Consider the following 16,009-nt stretch of genomic DNA (forward strand, 5'->3'; position numbering starts at 1 on the left):
GTCCCTTCAACCGGAACGTATCGTCTCTATTATTTCCCCCATCGCCCCCTTGTGGTTGAAAACCGCGGATCCGGCGACGAGCACGTCCGCCCCCGCGTCCCGTACGTCGCGAGCCGTCTCGGCGCTTACGCCCCCATCGACTTCGAGCCGTGCCTTGCTCCCCGTATCGTCTATCAGTCTCCGCGCGGCTTTGATCTTCGGTATCATCGACTTGATGAAGGCCTGGCCGCCGAAACCCGGGTTCACCGTCATCACTAGGAGGAGGTCGATCTCCTCGATCACGTTCTCGACGGTGGAAAGAGGTGTTGCCGGGTTCAAGGCCACGCCCACCTTGGCCCCCGTTTCTTTCACTTGTTGCACCGTCCTGTGAAGGTGCGGGCACGCCTCCGCGTGGATGGTCAGCGAGTCGCCGCCCGCTCGTCTGAAATCGGCCAGGAATCGTTCCGGTTGCTCTATCATGAGGTGGACGTCGAAGGGAAGCCGCGTGTGGGGCCGGATCTTCTCGACCACCGGTGGGCCGAACGTGATGTTCGGGACGAAACGGCCGTCCATGATGTCGACATGGACCCAATCTGCGCCTGCGGGTCCGAGTCGAGCCAGCTCCTCGGCAAGTCTTGAAAAATCGGCGGAGAGGATCGACGGCGCAACGAGTGTCGGTTGCTTCACGCCCCCGACTTGGCATCGGCGTATATCATGGTTGCGAACGCGACATGGTCGTGGCGACGGGTCAGGCTACGACCGTCGGCGCTTCCGCCTAGCGGGCGCGCGTCGCGAGGAAGACGCCGGCGAGGACCAACGCACCGCCGACGACCGTCTCTTGCATGATGGTCTCGCCAAGGAACGAGATGGCGAGGGCCGCCGTGACGAGGGGTTGAAGGTAGATGAAGCTCGACACATGCGACGAACTGACGCGCTTCAACGCCCAGTTGTTGAGATAGTACGTGGTGACTGTGGGGAAGGCGACGATGTAGAGGATGGCAAGCCACGCGTCTGTCGGCATGGAAAGCGCGTCCCACACGAGGAGATCCGGGACCGCTATCGCCGTGATGGAGATCGAGCCGAAGATGAAAGTCCAAGCGGCGATGGTGAGCGGCTGATAGCGCGAAAGGAGGTCTCGCGATATCACGAGGAAGAACGCGAAGGAGGCGCTGTTGAGGACCACAAGGATGTTTCCAACGAGGAAGCGATCCGAGAGGTCGAGTCGGTCGAGCCCTAAGAGCACCGCGACGCCGAGGAGCGAGAAGGCGACTCCGAGGATCCGTACGGGCATGGGCTTCTCCCGCCCCAAGGCCGCGCCGATGATGATCGTGATGACCGGAATGGTCGTGATGAGAAGCGTGGCGTTCGTCGCCGTCGTGAGGGCCAGGCCATTCAGAAACAGGAGTTGGTTAAGTGTGACGCCGAAGACGCTGTAGACGAAGACGGTCCGGTAGTCGGCCAACGAGCGGATCGTCTCGCGGCTGATAATACGCTGCAGCGCGTAGAGGACAAGGGCCGCGAGTGTCACCCGTACGGCCGAGAGGACCATCGGGGAGACGCTTGTCAGCGCGAACTTGCCAGCGACCGAGAGGGTACCGAAGAGGATCTGGACAAGGATGAGGGCGACGGTCGTTCGCCGGGCCTCGTAGGTCAACGGGACTTACCCCTTAGCTTCGCGACGGCTTTGATGTGCGGAGGCGTCGTCCCACAGCACCCGCCCACGATGGTTGCGCCTCGTCCGATCCATGTCCGCGCGTCGAGAGCCAGCCGCTCGGGCGTGTAGGATGCGTCGCTACGCCATCCCGTCACATCGTCAGCGACGCCGGCATTCGGGTACGCGCCGCGCGGGATCCCTGGCGCGGAAACTGCCACCGTATCAATAGCCGCGTCGGTCACCGCCGGCGTCGAGCAGTTGACGAGGATCGCCTTTGGGCCTTCTTCGACCAACGCCCGCACCGTGGCTCCCAAGGGTTCCCCCGAGTAGAGGCAGTCCGCCGCCTTTGCCATGACACCCACCCAGACTTCAAGGCCGGTGTCCCGCGCGGCCCTTGTCGCCGCCACAGCCTCGTCGCGCGTCCCCATCGTCTCGACCAGGAGCAGGTCGCACCCGCAGTCGGCAAGATGACGCGCCATCTCCAGGTGCTCGTCAAAAGACGCGGCCCCGGGCGAAAGGTCGGGTCTGTAACAGTCCTCAAGGGGCGAGATCGAGCCGGCCACCTTCACGCCGCGTCGAGCCGAGGCCGCCTTCCTCGCAAGCTCGACCGCCGTGCTCGTAAGTTCCCGCCAATCAAGGTCTCCGCCGGCTCGTTCGAGTGTGCGCCTTTTCGTCCGAAACGTGTTGGTCGTGATCACGTCGGCGCCCGCCTCCACGTAGTCGCGATGGATCTGACGTACCAAGTCAGGTTCCCGCTTCAAGGCGCGTGCGGACCAGAGGGGAAGGCTCGTGTCACTGCCGCGGCGCGTCAACTCGGTGCCCATGGCGCCGTCGAGCAGCACAAGTTCCTGGGTGCCCGATTCCGCGGCGCCAAGTCGCTGCTGTTCGTGTGGTGCGAGGGGGCTCACAGCGTGGGGAGCCGCGGCCGGGTCTTAACCGTTCCCGGTCATGCTTGCCACCATTCTCGACGATGCGTCTGTCGCCCCCTGGCGACGGCCACGATTTCCTCTCCGGGAAGACGTTGCAGCGCCGTGGTTAGAATCATTAAATAGAAAGAGCCGGAATGGGACCATGTGGCAGGGCCCCTCGATCTCCTGGACATCTCCGCTCTGTCCGTGGAGATGGAACTTCTCCTTTCACTCGTCATCCTTGTAGTACTCATGATCGTGAGCTACTACGCGGCCGTCTGGTGGCAGGACTGGCGCGATGGAAAGCGCCACGCCAAGGGATTGGCGCCTCGTACGCGTTTTCCGTCGAAGCAGACGAAATGAGCGGTCGCCGTGCCCGTAGGGACCAGGCTTCAGCGCGATTTTCGCACCCGTTCCTGAAAGCGGCGAGGCCCAGGACCTAGCTCGACGTCGTCCCAAAGGCCTCTCGCAAGAACTGCAGGTGGCTCCCATCGATCGCCGTGTGCACGAGCGAGAAGAAGACCGTCAGTATCCCGAGCGACAAGTGCACGAATCGCCACTGGTTGTAGCCCCAATCGTCGATGAGGCGTTTCTGGATGATGCCGGTGATGGCGAGGCCCACCATGGCAAGTGTCGCAAGCCCGCCCCATAGGAGTCCGAAAGTCCAGTTGTAGTACGATTCGACGATGAAGAGGACCGTGTGGATGATGGCGATTCCAAGGAGGCCGAACGAGGCGGAATTGTGCCAGAGGACGCGACGTCTCGCCGTGCCGATCGCCTTGTTCAGCGTCCGGACACTCGCTTGCCCGAACGTGCCGCCGAGGATGAGCGAGGGCACGATGAGGAAGAGCGAACTGAACCCCGTGACCTGGCCCCAGGCGCGCATCACTTTCTGCAATGGGTCAAGGGTGATCCCCGTCGCGACGATGGCCGTCCCCTGGGCGAAGCTGTCGCCCACGGCGAAATCGGCGAGGTGCTGTTTTATGAAGACGCCGTCATCGACCGCCTGGGGTGTCGAGTGTAGGTAGTGCGGATGTCCGACGGCGCCGTAGACGAGCTTCACGGGCCCCTTTGCCTGGCCGGCGCGCAGATCGAACGTGTAGGTGTGGCTTTCGCCGGGTTTGAGGATCGGCGGCCCAAGGAGGATCTTCTCGGGGTTCTTGGAGGCGTTGTAGAAGACGTCGATGACGAGTTTGAAGTTAGCGGCGGCTACAGGCGGGCCGGTGTCGAAGCTCACCGCCGCGATCCACCCGGTCGTCTCGGGGACCGAACGCGCGCCTTGAAGGAACGCGGTGTCGTTCACCCTCACCTGGTCGTGCCACGGTTCGATCGAGGCATCGGTGAGGGCGTCTTGGGTGTCGTATCCGTTCCCGGGGAAGTCGGCGCCAACGGGAGCGCCGCCGGGCACGATGGTCCCATAATACAAGGTCAGGGTCCAATCATTCGTCCCCGTCTGTCCCGGTTCCCCTACGAGGTCGGCGATGATCTCCGTGGCGTTATCGTCCACAGGGAATTCGAAACCCCGCTCATCGCTTAGCGCCATCTGTTCCTCGTTCACATCATTGTAGGGCAACTTGTCCCCCAAGAACACAAGCGATGGCGCGAACGTGAGGTTCAACGTGGCGTTCGGGGTGAGCAACTCGTGCTTCCACGGGTTGACGACCGTGACATTGTAGGTGAAATTCGAGCCCGCGGGCACCGCTGAAAGGCTGTCGGGCACCACGATCATCGTGGTCCGAAGCGGCGGATCCTCCGCGCTGTGGTGGCCGATGCAATTCGCCTCGGTCGTGTCGAATTCGAGGCCCTCGGGCGGGATTTCCTCTTGCGCCCCGACGATGGTGCCGAGGGCGAGCGCGAAGAAGAAGGCGGACGCGAGGAGGGCGCCCGCGAGTTTCCTTGACCGGCGGCTCGCCCTAAGAGGGATTCCACTCATGAATGGCCTCGAATACTTGCCCGGCCGTATTTAAGCATGATGAGGATGTCGTTGAAGCGGCACGGCTGGCTCCCTGCACACGCCACGGGGGGCCTGCGGCCCCCCACTTGCTTGATTGCCTGCGCGGCGGGCGCGTTGCGACGCCCGAGGAAAACGGCGGGGGCGGCAAGAGGCGATCGCGGCTAGGACTTGGATTCCGCGCGGCCGCCTTCATTCGCCTGACGACGCAAAGAAACGCTTCTGCACCGACTGCAGGGCCTCAGCAGCGGCCTTGCAGGACGCGCAGGCCTTCGCGCCGGTCTCCAGGTTCTCGAACGTTATTTCCACGGCGCCGGAGCCTGGCCTTGCCCGGAGGGTCACGACAAGGTGGTCGCTTGGGGATGGCATTGTCTGTGGGTTGCGAGCGCCTTCTGATGGCCCGCCCGCGGGTTGCCGCTCGGCGAGGCCATCGCCCCAGAGCTCGCCGACGAGGCGCATGAACTCCGGCGGCATGGACCGGTAATCGTCTAGTAGGGTCCGGCCCTTGGCGGTAAGAGAAAACTCCGTCTTTCCTCTTCCTTCCTTGTCGGCTTTGCCGGAAATGAGGCCTTCTGATTCCAGGCGGGAAAGGAGCGGGTAGATCTGGTTCTTGTTCGGAGCGACGCCGAAGAGGGATTCGACCTCCTTTATCAACGCGTAACCGTGCTTGGGTCCCCTGGCCATGCTCTCAAGAAGCAGCGGCTCTATGAGGCCGCGCATGAGTTGCGCTTTCGGGTCGCCCATGAGTTCCCATCCGTCGGCAGGGCCGCTATTATACTATTCGTCGCACCCCAGGGTTACAGGTGTATAGTATAGAAAACGGACTATTGCTCTGTCGATAGTATACCGGCTGGACTATCATGTATTAACATATTCGGGGGAAGCATAGTATAGAATCTGGACCATCGTTGACATGTTTCCAGACCATTACAAGATTTTTTATACTGTCGATAGTATAGAATCTAACCCAAGCGGGGCGCGAAGCAAAAGCCCCTTTGGGATTTGGAGAGGGACGCGAATGGAAACCGAAAAGGATCCGATGCGAAGCCTGGCGGACGCGAAAGAGATCAAGGTAAAGATCCCCGTCGAATACCACATCAAGCTCCACACGCTGAAGGTCCTCAAGGGCCAGAGCATCAGCGACACGGTGGAGGCCGCCCTTGGCCGCTATTTCACGAGCATGAACGACGGCATGGTGCGCCCGGCATCGATGCACCCCGTCGAAACAGAAATCGCCGCCCCGGCTCTGATGGGCGACGAAGTCCACTGATACTTTCCAGCACCAGGCCGCCGGACCCTTCTTCGGCAACACCAATACCGGGTCCGGCGCTCCCTTTTTTCCCTCCGTCTTCCCACGGTCCGCTGCTCTCGCTTCGACCCCGTGAGTCCTTCCGACTGGTGGCGGCGTTTCCTTTCGTGACTTCCATGAAATCAAGCCCCGACGAATGCCGGGTGCCAGGATGCGGCCGGGATCGCCCGGGCAAGCCCCGCCTTCGTCACCCGATCAAGTGGCCTCCGGGGTCGGGAACTGCCGCTCGCTTTAAGAATGAAAAGGGGGTTACAACCCTGTTTTGGGCCTATTTGGACCGGGACCGGGGGAAGCCGGCGGGTCCGCGGCCAGGAAACATCGTCCATGGTGAAGCCGGCCAGGAAATCCTATAATCCGGTCCTTCTCGAAGCGGAAGTCCAGGATCTTTGGAAGAAACGGGATGCCTACAAGCTGACCCGTTCCCACCGCAGGCAAGGGAAGGACTTCTACTTCATCGACGGCCCTCCCTATACGACAGGTTACATCCACCTCGGCACCGCCTGGAACAAGACGCTCAAGGATTCGGTCGTCCGCCATCTTTCGATGACCGGGCTCAACGTGCGCGACCAGGCCGGGTACGACATGCACGGGCTCCCCATCGAGGTCCAGGTCGAAAAGGAGCTCGGCATCAAGAACAAGAGGGAGATCGAGCAACTCGGCATCGAGACCTTCGTCAACAAGTGCCGCGACTATTCGGTGAAGCAGTTGAAGACGATGACCGACCAGTTCAAGAAGCTCGGCGTCTGGCTCAACTGGGACGACCCCTACATGACGATCAAGCCCGAATACATGGAGGGCGCGTGGTGGGCTCTGAAGCAGGCACACGACAGGGGGCTTCTTTACGAGGCCGAAAGATCTATTCCCTGGTGCCGACGCTGCGCCACGGCGCTTGCGGCGGCCGAACTTGAATACAAGGACCGCGAGGACCCGAGCGTCACCGTGAAGTTCCCCGTGAAAGGCAAGCCCGGCGAGTTCCTCCTCATCTGGACCACGACACCGTGGACGCTTCCTGGGAATTGCGCGATCGCAGCACATCCGGATTTCACGTACGCGAAAGTGCTCGCAACGCGCAAAGACGGCAAAGAGGAGACGATCATCCTTGCTGAAGGTTGCGTCGAAGCGAACTTCGCGAAGAACAAGGAGTACACGGCCCACTACGTCGTCGGAAACGTCTCCGGAAAGGAGCTTGAAGGACTCGAATACGACCATCCTTTCGCAAAGAGCATCCCGCACCACGCCTCGCCCAAGTCCAAATGGAACAACAAGGTCATCCTCGCCGCTTACGTCACGGAAGAGAACACGGGCCTCGTCCACACGGCGCCCGGTCACGGCGCCGAAGACTTCGAGAGCGGCGAGAAGTACGCCATCGCCGCCTTCTGTCCCGTCGACGAGTCCGGAAACTACACTTCCGAGGCGGGTGTGTACCGGGGGAAGAACGTCTCAGAAGTCAACGACGTGATCGCGGCCGATCTTGACGCTGCGGGCCTTCTTTTCAATCGACAGCAGATCACCCACAGCTACGGCCATTGCTGGCGCTGCAAGACGCCGATAATCTACCGCGCCACGAAACAGTGGTTCATCGAGGTCACCAAGGTCAAGAAGAAGATGCTCTCCGAAGTGGATCGCATCAAGTGGACGCCGGAGTGGGCGGGCTCGGCGCGCGAGAAGGACTGGGTGGAGAACGCCCGCGACTGGTGCATCAGCCGGCAGCGCTATTGGGGCATCCCGATCCCGGTCTGGAGGTGCCGTGAAGGCCACGTCGAGGTCCTTACGACGAGGAAGGAGCTACGCGAGCGGGCCACGAACTTCCACGTGAGCGATGACATCCATCGCCCATGGATCGACGAGGTCACCATCAGTTGCAAGGACTGCGGCGACACCATGCACCGCATCCCGGACGTCTTGGACGTCTGGTTCGACTCCGCGGTCGCAAGCTGGGGGGAACTCTCCTACCCGTCAAAGACCACGGACTTCGAGCGCTGGTGGCCGGCGGACTGGATAGTCGAGGGGCTCGACCAGACGCGAGGCTGGTTCTACTCGCAACTAGGCGCTGGAGTCGTGGCCCTTGGCAAGGTCCCGTACAAGAGCGTCCTCATGCACGGGTTCGTGCACGACGCGCAGGGGCATCCGATGCACAAATCCGCCGGGAACGTCATCCTCCCGAGCGAAGTGACTGACAAGCACGGGGCGGACGCGTTGCGCTTCTACTTCCTTTCCGTCTCCGCGCCGTGGGAAGACATCGCGTTCAACGTCGAGGGCGTGAAGACGGTCCAACGCATGTTGAACATCCTCTGGAACGTCCACTACTTCTCGACGACGTACATGGCGCTCGACGGGTTCGACCCGGAAAAGACGACGCTCACGAGCGTCAAACGAGCGCTTCGGGCGGAAGACAAGTGGCTCTACTCGCGCCTTGACGCGACGATCGAGGCGGTGACGGAAGGTTTCAACACGTACGAACTCCACAAGGGCTCGCGCTCACTTTCCAACTTCATACTCGAAGACCTCTCGCGATGGTACGTCCGCCTCACGAGGGACCGCACCTGGGCGGAAGGCGACAGCAAGGACAAGCTCGCGGCCTATCGGACGCTCTACGATGCGTTGATGACGACGGCGAAGCTCATGGCGCCGATAGCGCCTCACATCTCGGACGCCATGCACGAGGACCTGAAAACGGGCGACCTCGAGACCGTCCACATGGCGGATTGGCCGAAGCCCTATAAGATGCGCGACGAGGCGCTCGAAGCACGGATGGGCGTAACGCGCGACCTCGTCGAAGCGGCGTCGAACGCCCGCCAGAAAGCGCAGATGAAGCTCCGCTGGCCTGTTGCGAAGATAATCGTCGCCGGCACGAAGGACGTGGAGGACGCGATACGCTCCCTGGAATCGACGGTGCTCGACCAGACGAACGCAAAGAAGCTGGAGTTCGTCGGACAATCCTGGGAGGACCTCGTCGTCGTGGCGCAGCCTGTGAAGAACGTCATCGGGCCCGCTTTCAAGAAGGACGCGCCTCTCGTGCGGGAGCTGATCGAGAAGGCCGACGGGAAGAAACTGAAGACCGCCCTCGAAAAAGACGGGAAGGCGAAGCTCGGCAAGGGCAAGGGCGCCTTCGAGGTCACGCGCGAGATGGTGACCTTCACGACCGCGCTTCCCGACAAGGTGGTCGGCAACGACTTCCGCGGCGGAAGCGTCTACGTGGACACCGTCGTGTCCGACGAGCTCAAGGCCGAGGCGCTGTCCCGGGAACTCACGAGGCGCATCCAGGAGATGCGAAAGGAGATGGGCTTGAACGTCGAGGACAAGATCACGGTGGAGGCCGCCGTTTCCCCCGAGTCGCAGAAGGCGTTGAAGAAGTGGACGGATCACATCGCGTCCGAGACGAGGGCGACGAAGCTTGCCTTCTCCAAGGAACCGAAGGGGAGCCACGTCAAGGAGTGGGAACTTGAGGACGAGACGATCGTCCTAGGCCTCGTGAAGAGCTAGACTTACCTAGAATGCGGGCTTGCGAGGAACTATTCTCGTGAAGAATTGGCGTTCATAAGAATTGGTGTTGGTAAGCAATAGCCTCGTGCGGACCAGCCTTCTCACGAACCAGCCTTGTGATGAAGTGGCCTTGCGAAGAAACACCATCGCGGATCAATAAGGCTCGCGGGCACCCGGCTACGCCGTCGCGTCGGTGGCAGGCGCGGCCCGGGGCGTCCGCCTCGTGGGGACTTGCGCCGTCTTGTCGTTTCGGACGCCCACCCAGACGACCACGCGTGCGAACGGCGGGTCCCTTCTTCCCCGCGGATGCTCCGCGAGCAGGGTCGGCACGGGCGGCCCGAAATCGAACCACTTACGTAGAAACGGTCGTGGGCTCGGCGGCCCGTCGCGGTGCTCGTGGTCGACCTTCGATGAGCGCCATTGGAGCACCCATAGGCCGCCGGGTTCTATCACCTGCGCTGCCTGTCTTCCATAATCGAGTTCTTTCTCGGTCGGCAGGTTGTTGAAGAGGAGGGTATCGACTATGGCGAAGAAGTGTCGGCCGTTGAAAGCCTCGCCGATCTTCAAGACGTCGAGTTCCCGGAATTCGAGGTTCGCCGTAAGGCCCAATCGGGTGGAGCGTGCCCGGGCGACGCGGAGCACTTGGGGGTCGTTGTCGATGCCGGTCACATGTGCGCCCAGGCGGGCGAGCGCTATCGCATCATTACCGGTTCCGCATCCGACGTCGAGTATCCTGTCACCGGGTATCAGGTGGCGGGCGGCAAAAAGCCCGGCAACGACGGGCGAGGCGCCGGGACGTCCCGTATAGACCTTCACACGCGGCGCAATGCGCGTGGGTAACATAAAATCGCGTCTTTGCGCGGCCGAAACGACGCGACATCGCCGCGCCTCCAGGGGGGAAGGACCTAGCCCGATGCCGGCTTTCCCGCGAACGTCTCCAAGACGACGATCTTCGCCGTCATCGACGTGTGTATCTTGCAGTGGTACGGGTAAGACCCGACTTTGTCGAAGACGTGGTTGAACGCGCCTTCGAACGAGCGCGGCCCGGAATCGAATTCGGCTCCTCCGTCGTCTGAGGTCACGGTATGAACCGACGCGTCGCGGAAGGTCCATTGGACGCCGTCTCCCCGCTGAACGGTAAGGCTTGCGTTGGAGAACGCGTTGTTTCGCACGTCTAGCCTCCATTGCATTGGTCCGCGGCGGGTCGGCGCGTCGCTTGTCGTGTTCTCCCCCTCACCCGTGACATTGCCGTCGCTGCCGCCGACTCCGCCCGTGGCGTTCGTTCCGCCCGTGTTGGCGCTTTCCGTGCCGTCGCCGCCGGTCGTCGTGTCCTGCCCCTTTCCTGCGTCCGATAGGGGCGCCTCGCCTCCGAGGCACCCGGCCGAGGAAGCAACAGCAAGAACGGTCAAGATCATGAGCGCGGGCGCCGTGCGCCATCCAACAACAGTCTTCGCGCGGCTGCCCGTCCTTCTCATAATCATGCCCATGTGGAAAGCACTCTTTGCCTCTTCAACCTTGCTCCGCGAAGAACTGCCTGCGGTCTTCCTCCGGGAGCCCATAGAAACACTCGGCGCACCAGTGCACGCGCAACTGTCTTTCCGGTCCAAGGAAGCGTTTCACTTTCTCGGTGCGGGCGAACCAGACTTGCGCCTCCTTGTTCTTCTTGCAATGGTGGCACTTGCGCTTACGAGCCTCGGCCATCAGGCGCGTTATCCACCCCCCACGGGTAAGCTTTTCGAACCCAGCAGGGGGAGAAAAGGCAAAACGGGTTACAGGCGGCCGGAAACGCGTTCCATTGTCAAACAAAAACGTTAATAAGCGCTTCGCCGGTCAGTGCTCGAGGGATCAAATGGTTTTCGAGATCGAGGTCGTGAGCAACACTCCGATGACGCCCATCGGGGACCCTGAGGCCGTGGCGATAACATTCCTCTACCAGATCGGCTACCTGCCCAAGGGCTACGACCCGAAGACGGAAGTGGAGAACGTCCGCCAATCGGTCCCGTACCGCCTCTTCATGAATTGCCTTCTCCGGCGCCCCGACAAGGCGTGGACGATCGACGAACTGCAGGTCGTCCTCAAGACGTCGCGCCCGACGGTCTACAGACACTTGAACAAACTCAAGAGCTTCGACATCATGGAGGAGGTCTCGTTGAAGGGCGAGGGGGAAGAGCAGACGCGCAAGGGTTACCGCCTCCGTTACGGAAACCTGTCGAAGGCGTGGAACTTCGTCGAAGCGCACGTGAAAGTCGCGGTCGAGAATTACAGGAAGACCGTGGATCATCTCCAGGAGCTCGTTGCAAAGGAGCAGCGTGGCCGCACGGGCGGCGACGGGGACGCCGACCTCAGGGTCGCGCAAATCCCGGAACGGAGGAAGTAGCGTGGCCCACGACATCCATCTGACGGTCGATTCAAAGTACCGCATCACGTCGGCGGGGACGCGTGACGAGAACCTGCTCACCAACGGGACGTTCAAGGGCTACGTCTCCGTGGGTTCCGGAGACGGGCTGGCTATCGAATTGGACAAGACGCACGGGGACATCAAGGGGAAGATCCGCGTCATCCCAAGCCACATGATCCTCTCAATCGACATCATCGAGGCGAAGGCCGAGGAAGAGGCGAAGCCGGAAGAGACCGACATACATTACACGTGATCGAAGAGGCGCGGTTGCGCGCACGTCGCTCGCCCGTCGTTGGTCGTCTTGAGCGATTTCGGGCATGGGCCTGCGACGCCGCGCTCGTTTGAGCCCGCGAGGACGTCGCCGTCATGGCATGCCTTCTGGACCGGGCTGCCGAGCGGGACGCCAAATACGTACAAGTAGGTACCCCCTTGGCGGGAGCGGCCCCGCCTACCGTTTTTCCCACGAACGCGCGATCTCAAGAAAATGCCCGTGGACCCTCGGGTCACGCGTCAATTCCGGGTGGAAGCAGAAGGCGAGCCGGTTCTTCTCCCTCGCGGCGACGATGAACCCTTTCTCTCCTCGTTTGTCCGATTCGTCGGCCGCGCTTCCTCGCACGATGGGAACTCCCGTGTAGAACCCGTCTATCTTGCACTCGCGGAAAGTCTGGAGGATCGCCGGCGCTCGGATGAAGATCGCTCGAAACGGCTTGGCCAGGAACTTCAGTCGCACATCCGCCTCGAACGACTCCCGCTGCCGGCCGAACGCGTTCCTGTCCACGGCCATATCCATGAGGCCCAAGAGCTTCGTGTCCGTCCGCTTCACCTGGTCGTCGCCGCGGTTCGCAAGGAGGATCGCGCCCGCGCAAGTGCCCATGATGGGAAGGTCCTCCTCGTTGGCCCGTCGGATGAGCACGTCGCGGATGCCGGCCTTATCGATGAGCTTCGATATGGTCGTGGATTCCCCGCCTGGGATGATGACGCCGGACGCTTCGATGACGTCCGCGGGCCTTCGCGCCTCTAAGACGTCGACGCGCGCACCGATCGTCCTGGCCGCCGCCCGGACCGCATCCTGATGCTCGGCGAAGGCGCCTTGCACGGAGACGACCGCGATCTTCACGCCTGACCATCATCGCGAAGGTCTAATCAAGGTTGTGACGGTGTTTCGCCGCAAGCGAGCCGTCGGCCGCCGCGGAACAAGTCAAGTGAACAATTTGGGAACCGCCTCGGCCGGTGGCGGCCCATCGTCTTTCTACGCGCCGCGGCCCGGAACTCCACACTCATTCGATCCATGGCGTCGCGTTCAGTCGACCCAAGCCGGCCCGTCGGACAGATCTCTTACCACTGCTTCGATAAGTTCCGGCACCTGGAACGGTTTGGTGAACATGCGTCCGATTCTTTCAGTCTCGACCGCTTCCAGGACCTCAGGGACGTTCGGGAACGCGGTTATGAGGATCGTCGCCGTGTCCAGGTCGGCGTCGCGCGCCCGTTCAAGGAACTCAAGGCCGTTCATCCCGGGCATCCTGTAATCGGTGATGATGAGGTCGATGCTACGTCCTCGGGCGATCTCAAGGCCCTCTTCCCCGGATGATGCCTTGAGGACCTCCACGCGATCGATCCAGCGAGGAAGGATGGTCGCGAGGCCCTCCACGATGTCGTGCTCGTCGTCGACCACGAGGACCACCCTGTTACGGGCGGCCTCGTCGTCTTCCCCAGAATCTTCCATGTTCCCCCGTTATTCTTCCCCTTATCTCACCCTGTTCCTCCAACCGGCTACATAGCTCCTGCGGCCCCGCACCCCGCGCCGGCGCCACCGCTCAACTCCTCGCCAAGAACGGGGTTACGGGTGTCCTTTGGGAAGCGTCGGGGCGACTTGTACGCCGCGTCGAGCGCGGCCGTGGGCGCGTCGACGGATCGACGACCCAAGGACAAATGTCGGACCCTGCGCCGTGATCGGCTCGCCGGAGTCATACGATGCGCATGAACCCATGATGTGTGACCGCCGTTCGATCCCACGCTTGGACGGGCACGTTTAAGTCGGATGACCCGCCTAGTGCTTACGGCGCCTGCGTGAGGCAAGCGGGTGCGCGGATCGTGGTGCCATGGACGTAACGACCAGACGATGCACGGAATGCCGTCGCGACAAACCCGTGAGTGGCGTTTGGTACATGGTGGGACAGACCTTGGACCAGGTCTTCGTGTGCGAATCGTGCTACGTGAACCAGCCCACGGGCGAGATGACGATCCGCAACCGCCGCGTAAAAGGCGTTTGAGCCGAGGAAATCGGCCGAACCCCCGTTCCGTGTTCTTGGCCACCGATCCTCGCGGGTGACGCAGTGGACGCCTTGGGCTTGGCGGTCTCATGGCGGGCTTTGGCTACGCGTCGAGGCACGCATGATCGCTGCGATGAGCTTGGCGGGTTCCACTGGCTTCGAAAGCGCTTCGTCGATTTTTCCCTCGCCTTTGGACTTCTCCACCTTCTGGTTTTCACTGAACGCGCTGAGTAGCAATCGACGCGTGCTCGGCGAGACCATCGTGAAACGTTCGGCAAGTTCCACGCCGTCCATGCCGGGCATGCGGAAATCCGTGAGGAGGACGTCGAAGTCGCGGCCTCGCGCCCTGGCGAGTGCGTCTTCGCCGGACAAGGCGATCGCGACCTCTGCACCGTCTATCCACGTCTGGATGAGCGCGCTAAGGCTCGCGAGTATGTCGGGCTCGTCGTCGACGAGCAGGATCGAGAGTCGTCCGCCCCGAGCCTGCCCGCGCCCTTTCCCTGTCGCTGCCACAGCCAAACGACCTCCATAAGTCAGTTACCTGGGGCTCAAAGAGGTTTTCTGACAGAGTGGCATCTGTCAAGAAAAAGTGTACTGGTTAAGGCAATTGGTCGATTTGAGATGGGTGGGTGACGTATCGCGAGGCCAGGAGGGCGCGCCGGCGCCGAGCGGTCAACGGTGCCGTTTGATCCTGTGGCGCGCTCGCCATGTGAATCGATAAGGCCAAGGTCACTGCGGCGTCATCGCGGCGCAAAGCAAGTGGAGGCAGCGACCGGGGCGTCGGCGAGACTTTGCTCCAAGACTCCGACCTCACCAGCCGCGATCTTGCAGTCTCGTGGCGAGGTTCTCGATGTTCTGGCCCGGCATCGCGGCGCCTAGCCCCCGCGACACCTTGGAGAGGACCGTCGGGTCGTCGAGATTCGTCGTCGCCTCGACGATGGCCCTGGCGCGCTCCTCGGGGTCGCTCGATTTGAAGATCCCGGAACCGACGAATACGCCATCGTTACCAAGCTGCATCATGAGCGCCGCGTCGGCGGGCGTTGCGATGCCGCCGGCCGCGAAATCCACGACCGGCAGCCGTCCTTTCCTCTTGATCTCGACCAGCACCTCGCGAATACCCTTGGAGACCTTCGCGGCCGTGAGATCAGAAAACACGGGGGTCGTCGATCTCACGTTGGCCTTCTTGCCGTTGAGGCCCTGGACCTCCACATAGAGCCGGGCGTAGCTTTCGGCGTAAGTATCTGCGAGCGCCGAGATCGCGACGGAATCCATGGACGACAGTTCCGTGATCGCGCGAAGGATCTGTCGACGGTGCCTTACGGCCTCGACGACGTTTCCCGTCCCCGCCTCGCCTTTGGTCCTGATCATGGCCGCGCCTTCGAAGATGCGTCGGCAAGCCTCCGGCAAGGTGCGAGCGCCGCAAACGAAGGGGACTGTGAAAGCCCTCTTGTCGATGTGGTAGTAAGGGTCCGCGGGCGTCAACACCTCGGACTCGTCGATCATGTCCGCGCCAAGCTCTTGGAGAATCTGCGCTTCGACGAAGTGGCCGATTCTTGCCTTCGCCATGACCGGTATGGAGACGGCGTCGATGATCTCGGCGACCTTCGTCGGGTCTGCCATGCGCGCAACACCGCCCTCCGCACGAATGTCGGCGGGCACCCGTTCAAGCGCCATCACGGCCACCGCCCCGGCGCGCTCGGCGATCCGCGCCTGCTCCGCGTTCGTGACGTCCATCACGACGCCGCCTTTTTGCATCTTGGCGAATCCGCGTTTCAGGAGTTCGGTCCCGTGGCGGAGCTTGCCGAGTTCAAGGTTCGTGGGCATGTTTTCGACACGAACTATCAAGGGCGCGTTATATCTAGGTTTGGGGCGGCGTTTCGACCGATTGCCCGGGCGGAGCCCGAGCGACCGGTCGCTTGAGCGAGGCGGGAAAGCTTCGGGTAGACGGCGTCGGGTGTCGCGGGCCCACAGGCTCTTGGGTTCGCGGCGCCGTGCCGGCACGCCGTGGTCGCCGCGTCACGAAATGACCCGGCCAAGGGTGGCCGGAGAAGGCGCCC

At 62.2% G+C, this 16,009-nt stretch carries 19 protein-coding genes; 6 read left to right on the forward strand and 13 right to left on the reverse strand.

What is annotated here, in order from left to right:
- Nucleotides 1–6: 6 nt before the first annotated feature.
- The 3 genes from HY556_06700 to HY556_06710 form a co-directional block, all read right to left on the reverse strand.
- Nucleotides 7–666: a ribulose-phosphate 3-epimerase gene (locus tag HY556_06700; protein ID MBI4393468.1), complete on the reverse strand. Its 660-nt coding sequence runs from the start codon at nucleotides 664–666 to the stop codon at nucleotides 7–9.
- Nucleotides 667–754: 88 nt separating this feature from the next.
- Nucleotides 755–1,633 (reverse strand): DMT family transporter, encoded by an 879-nt coding sequence (locus HY556_06705; GenBank protein MBI4393469.1) that lies wholly within the window; start codon nucleotides 1,631–1,633, stop codon nucleotides 755–757.
- Nucleotides 1,630–2,457 (reverse strand): homocysteine S-methyltransferase family protein, encoded by an 828-nt coding sequence (locus HY556_06710; protein ID MBI4393470.1) that lies wholly within the window; start codon nucleotides 2,455–2,457, stop codon nucleotides 1,630–1,632. The genes HY556_06705 and HY556_06710 overlap by 4 nt, the downstream gene beginning before the upstream one ends.
- A gap of 249 nt (nucleotides 2,458–2,706) precedes the next feature.
- On the opposite strand from HY556_06710, the gene HY556_06715 reads away from it, so the two are divergent.
- On the forward strand, nucleotides 2,707–2,904 hold the full coding sequence (locus tag HY556_06715) for a hypothetical protein (GenBank protein MBI4393471.1): 198 nt from the start codon (nucleotides 2,707–2,709) through the stop codon (nucleotides 2,902–2,904).
- A gap of 76 nt (nucleotides 2,905–2,980) precedes the next feature.
- On the opposite strand, the gene HY556_06720 is transcribed toward HY556_06715, so the two are convergent.
- Both HY556_06720 and HY556_06725 read right to left on the reverse strand, forming a co-directional pair.
- Nucleotides 2,981–4,474, reverse strand: a complete 1,494-nt coding sequence (locus tag HY556_06720; GenBank protein MBI4393472.1) for a ferric reductase-like transmembrane domain-containing protein — start codon at nucleotides 4,472–4,474, stop codon at nucleotides 2,981–2,983.
- Nucleotides 4,475–4,684: 210 nt separating this feature from the next.
- Nucleotides 4,685–5,236, reverse strand: coding sequence for a PadR family transcriptional regulator (locus tag HY556_06725; GenBank protein MBI4393473.1), 552 nt, complete (start codon nucleotides 5,234–5,236; stop codon nucleotides 4,685–4,687).
- Between the two features lie 274 nt (nucleotides 5,237–5,510).
- Between HY556_06725 and HY556_06730 the strand changes: the two genes are divergently transcribed.
- Both HY556_06730 and HY556_06735 read left to right on the forward strand, forming a co-directional pair.
- The gene (locus tag HY556_06730; protein MBI4393474.1) at nucleotides 5,511–5,762 is read left to right on the forward strand and encodes a hypothetical protein; all 252 of its coding nucleotides are present in this window, start codon (nucleotides 5,511–5,513) and stop codon (nucleotides 5,760–5,762) included.
- A 363-nt stretch (nucleotides 5,763–6,125) separates the two neighbouring features.
- Nucleotides 6,126–9,284, forward strand: coding sequence for an isoleucine--tRNA ligase (locus HY556_06735; protein ID MBI4393475.1), 3,159 nt, complete (start codon nucleotides 6,126–6,128; stop codon nucleotides 9,282–9,284).
- Between the two features lie 177 nt (nucleotides 9,285–9,461).
- Here the strand turns inward: HY556_06735 and HY556_06740 are convergent, their stop codons facing one another.
- The 3 genes from HY556_06740 to HY556_06750 all read right to left on the reverse strand — a co-directional run bounded on the left by HY556_06740 (nucleotide 9,462) and on the right by HY556_06750 (nucleotide 10,985).
- Nucleotides 9,462–10,127, reverse strand: a complete 666-nt coding sequence (locus HY556_06740; protein MBI4393476.1) for a class I SAM-dependent methyltransferase — start codon at nucleotides 10,125–10,127, stop codon at nucleotides 9,462–9,464.
- 62 nt (nucleotides 10,128–10,189) lie between these two features.
- The gene (locus HY556_06745) at nucleotides 10,190–10,765 is read right to left on the reverse strand and encodes a hypothetical protein (protein ID MBI4393477.1); all 576 of its coding nucleotides are present in this window, start codon (nucleotides 10,763–10,765) and stop codon (nucleotides 10,190–10,192) included.
- A 28-nt stretch (nucleotides 10,766–10,793) separates the two neighbouring features.
- Complete coding sequence (locus HY556_06750; GenBank protein MBI4393478.1) at nucleotides 10,794–10,985, reverse strand: hypothetical protein; 192 nt, start codon at nucleotides 10,983–10,985, stop codon at nucleotides 10,794–10,796.
- A 148-nt stretch (nucleotides 10,986–11,133) separates the two neighbouring features.
- Here HY556_06750 and HY556_06755 point away from each other — a divergent pair, with 148 nt between their 5' ends.
- Both HY556_06755 and HY556_06760 read left to right on the forward strand, forming a co-directional pair.
- Nucleotides 11,134–11,661 carry a helix-turn-helix transcriptional regulator gene (locus HY556_06755; GenBank protein ID MBI4393479.1) on the forward strand — a complete coding sequence of 176 codons (528 nt, stop codon included), beginning with the start codon at nucleotides 11,134–11,136 and terminating at the stop codon, nucleotides 11,659–11,661.
- 1 nt (nucleotide 11,662) lies between these two features.
- Nucleotides 11,663–11,935, forward strand: coding sequence for a hypothetical protein (locus HY556_06760; protein MBI4393480.1), 273 nt, complete (start codon nucleotides 11,663–11,665; stop codon nucleotides 11,933–11,935).
- Here the strand turns inward: HY556_06760 and HY556_06765 are convergent.
- From HY556_06765 to HY556_06775, 3 genes are all read right to left on the reverse strand, one after another.
- Nucleotides 11,926–12,099: a hypothetical protein gene (locus tag HY556_06765; protein ID MBI4393481.1), complete on the reverse strand. Its 174-nt coding sequence runs from the start codon at nucleotides 12,097–12,099 to the stop codon at nucleotides 11,926–11,928. The two genes, HY556_06760 and HY556_06765, sit on opposite strands and share 10 nt — an antisense overlap.
- 31 nt (nucleotides 12,100–12,130) lie before the next feature.
- The gene (gene pdxT / locus HY556_06770; GenBank protein ID MBI4393482.1) at nucleotides 12,131–12,799 is read right to left on the reverse strand and encodes a pyridoxal 5'-phosphate synthase glutaminase subunit PdxT; all 669 of its coding nucleotides are present in this window, start codon (nucleotides 12,797–12,799) and stop codon (nucleotides 12,131–12,133) included.
- 183 nt (nucleotides 12,800–12,982) lie between these two features.
- The gene (locus HY556_06775) at nucleotides 12,983–13,405 is read right to left on the reverse strand and encodes a response regulator (GenBank protein ID MBI4393483.1); all 423 of its coding nucleotides are present in this window, start codon (nucleotides 13,403–13,405) and stop codon (nucleotides 12,983–12,985) included.
- A 376-nt stretch (nucleotides 13,406–13,781) separates the two neighbouring features.
- On the opposite strand from HY556_06775, the gene HY556_06780 reads away from it, so the two are divergent.
- A complete protein-coding gene (locus HY556_06780; GenBank protein MBI4393484.1) occupies nucleotides 13,782–13,952 on the forward strand; it encodes a hypothetical protein in 171 nt (56 codons plus the stop codon).
- Between the two features lie 87 nt (nucleotides 13,953–14,039).
- On the opposite strand, the gene HY556_06785 is transcribed toward HY556_06780, so the two are convergent.
- Together HY556_06785 and pdxS are read right to left on the reverse strand one after the other, a co-directional pair.
- Nucleotides 14,040–14,465 (reverse strand): response regulator, encoded by a 426-nt coding sequence (locus HY556_06785; protein MBI4393485.1) that lies wholly within the window; start codon nucleotides 14,463–14,465, stop codon nucleotides 14,040–14,042.
- A gap of 297 nt (nucleotides 14,466–14,762) precedes the next feature.
- Entirely contained in the window at nucleotides 14,763–15,776 is a 1,014-nt protein-coding gene (gene pdxS, locus HY556_06790) for a pyridoxal 5'-phosphate synthase lyase subunit PdxS (GenBank protein ID MBI4393486.1), read from the reverse strand.
- Between the last annotated feature and the right edge of the window lie 233 nt (nucleotides 15,777–16,009).

It is taken from the genome of Euryarchaeota archaeon (assembly GCA_016207515.1).
Taxonomy (GTDB): domain Archaea; phylum Thermoplasmatota; class SW-10-69-26; order JACQPN01; family JACQPN01; genus JACQPN01.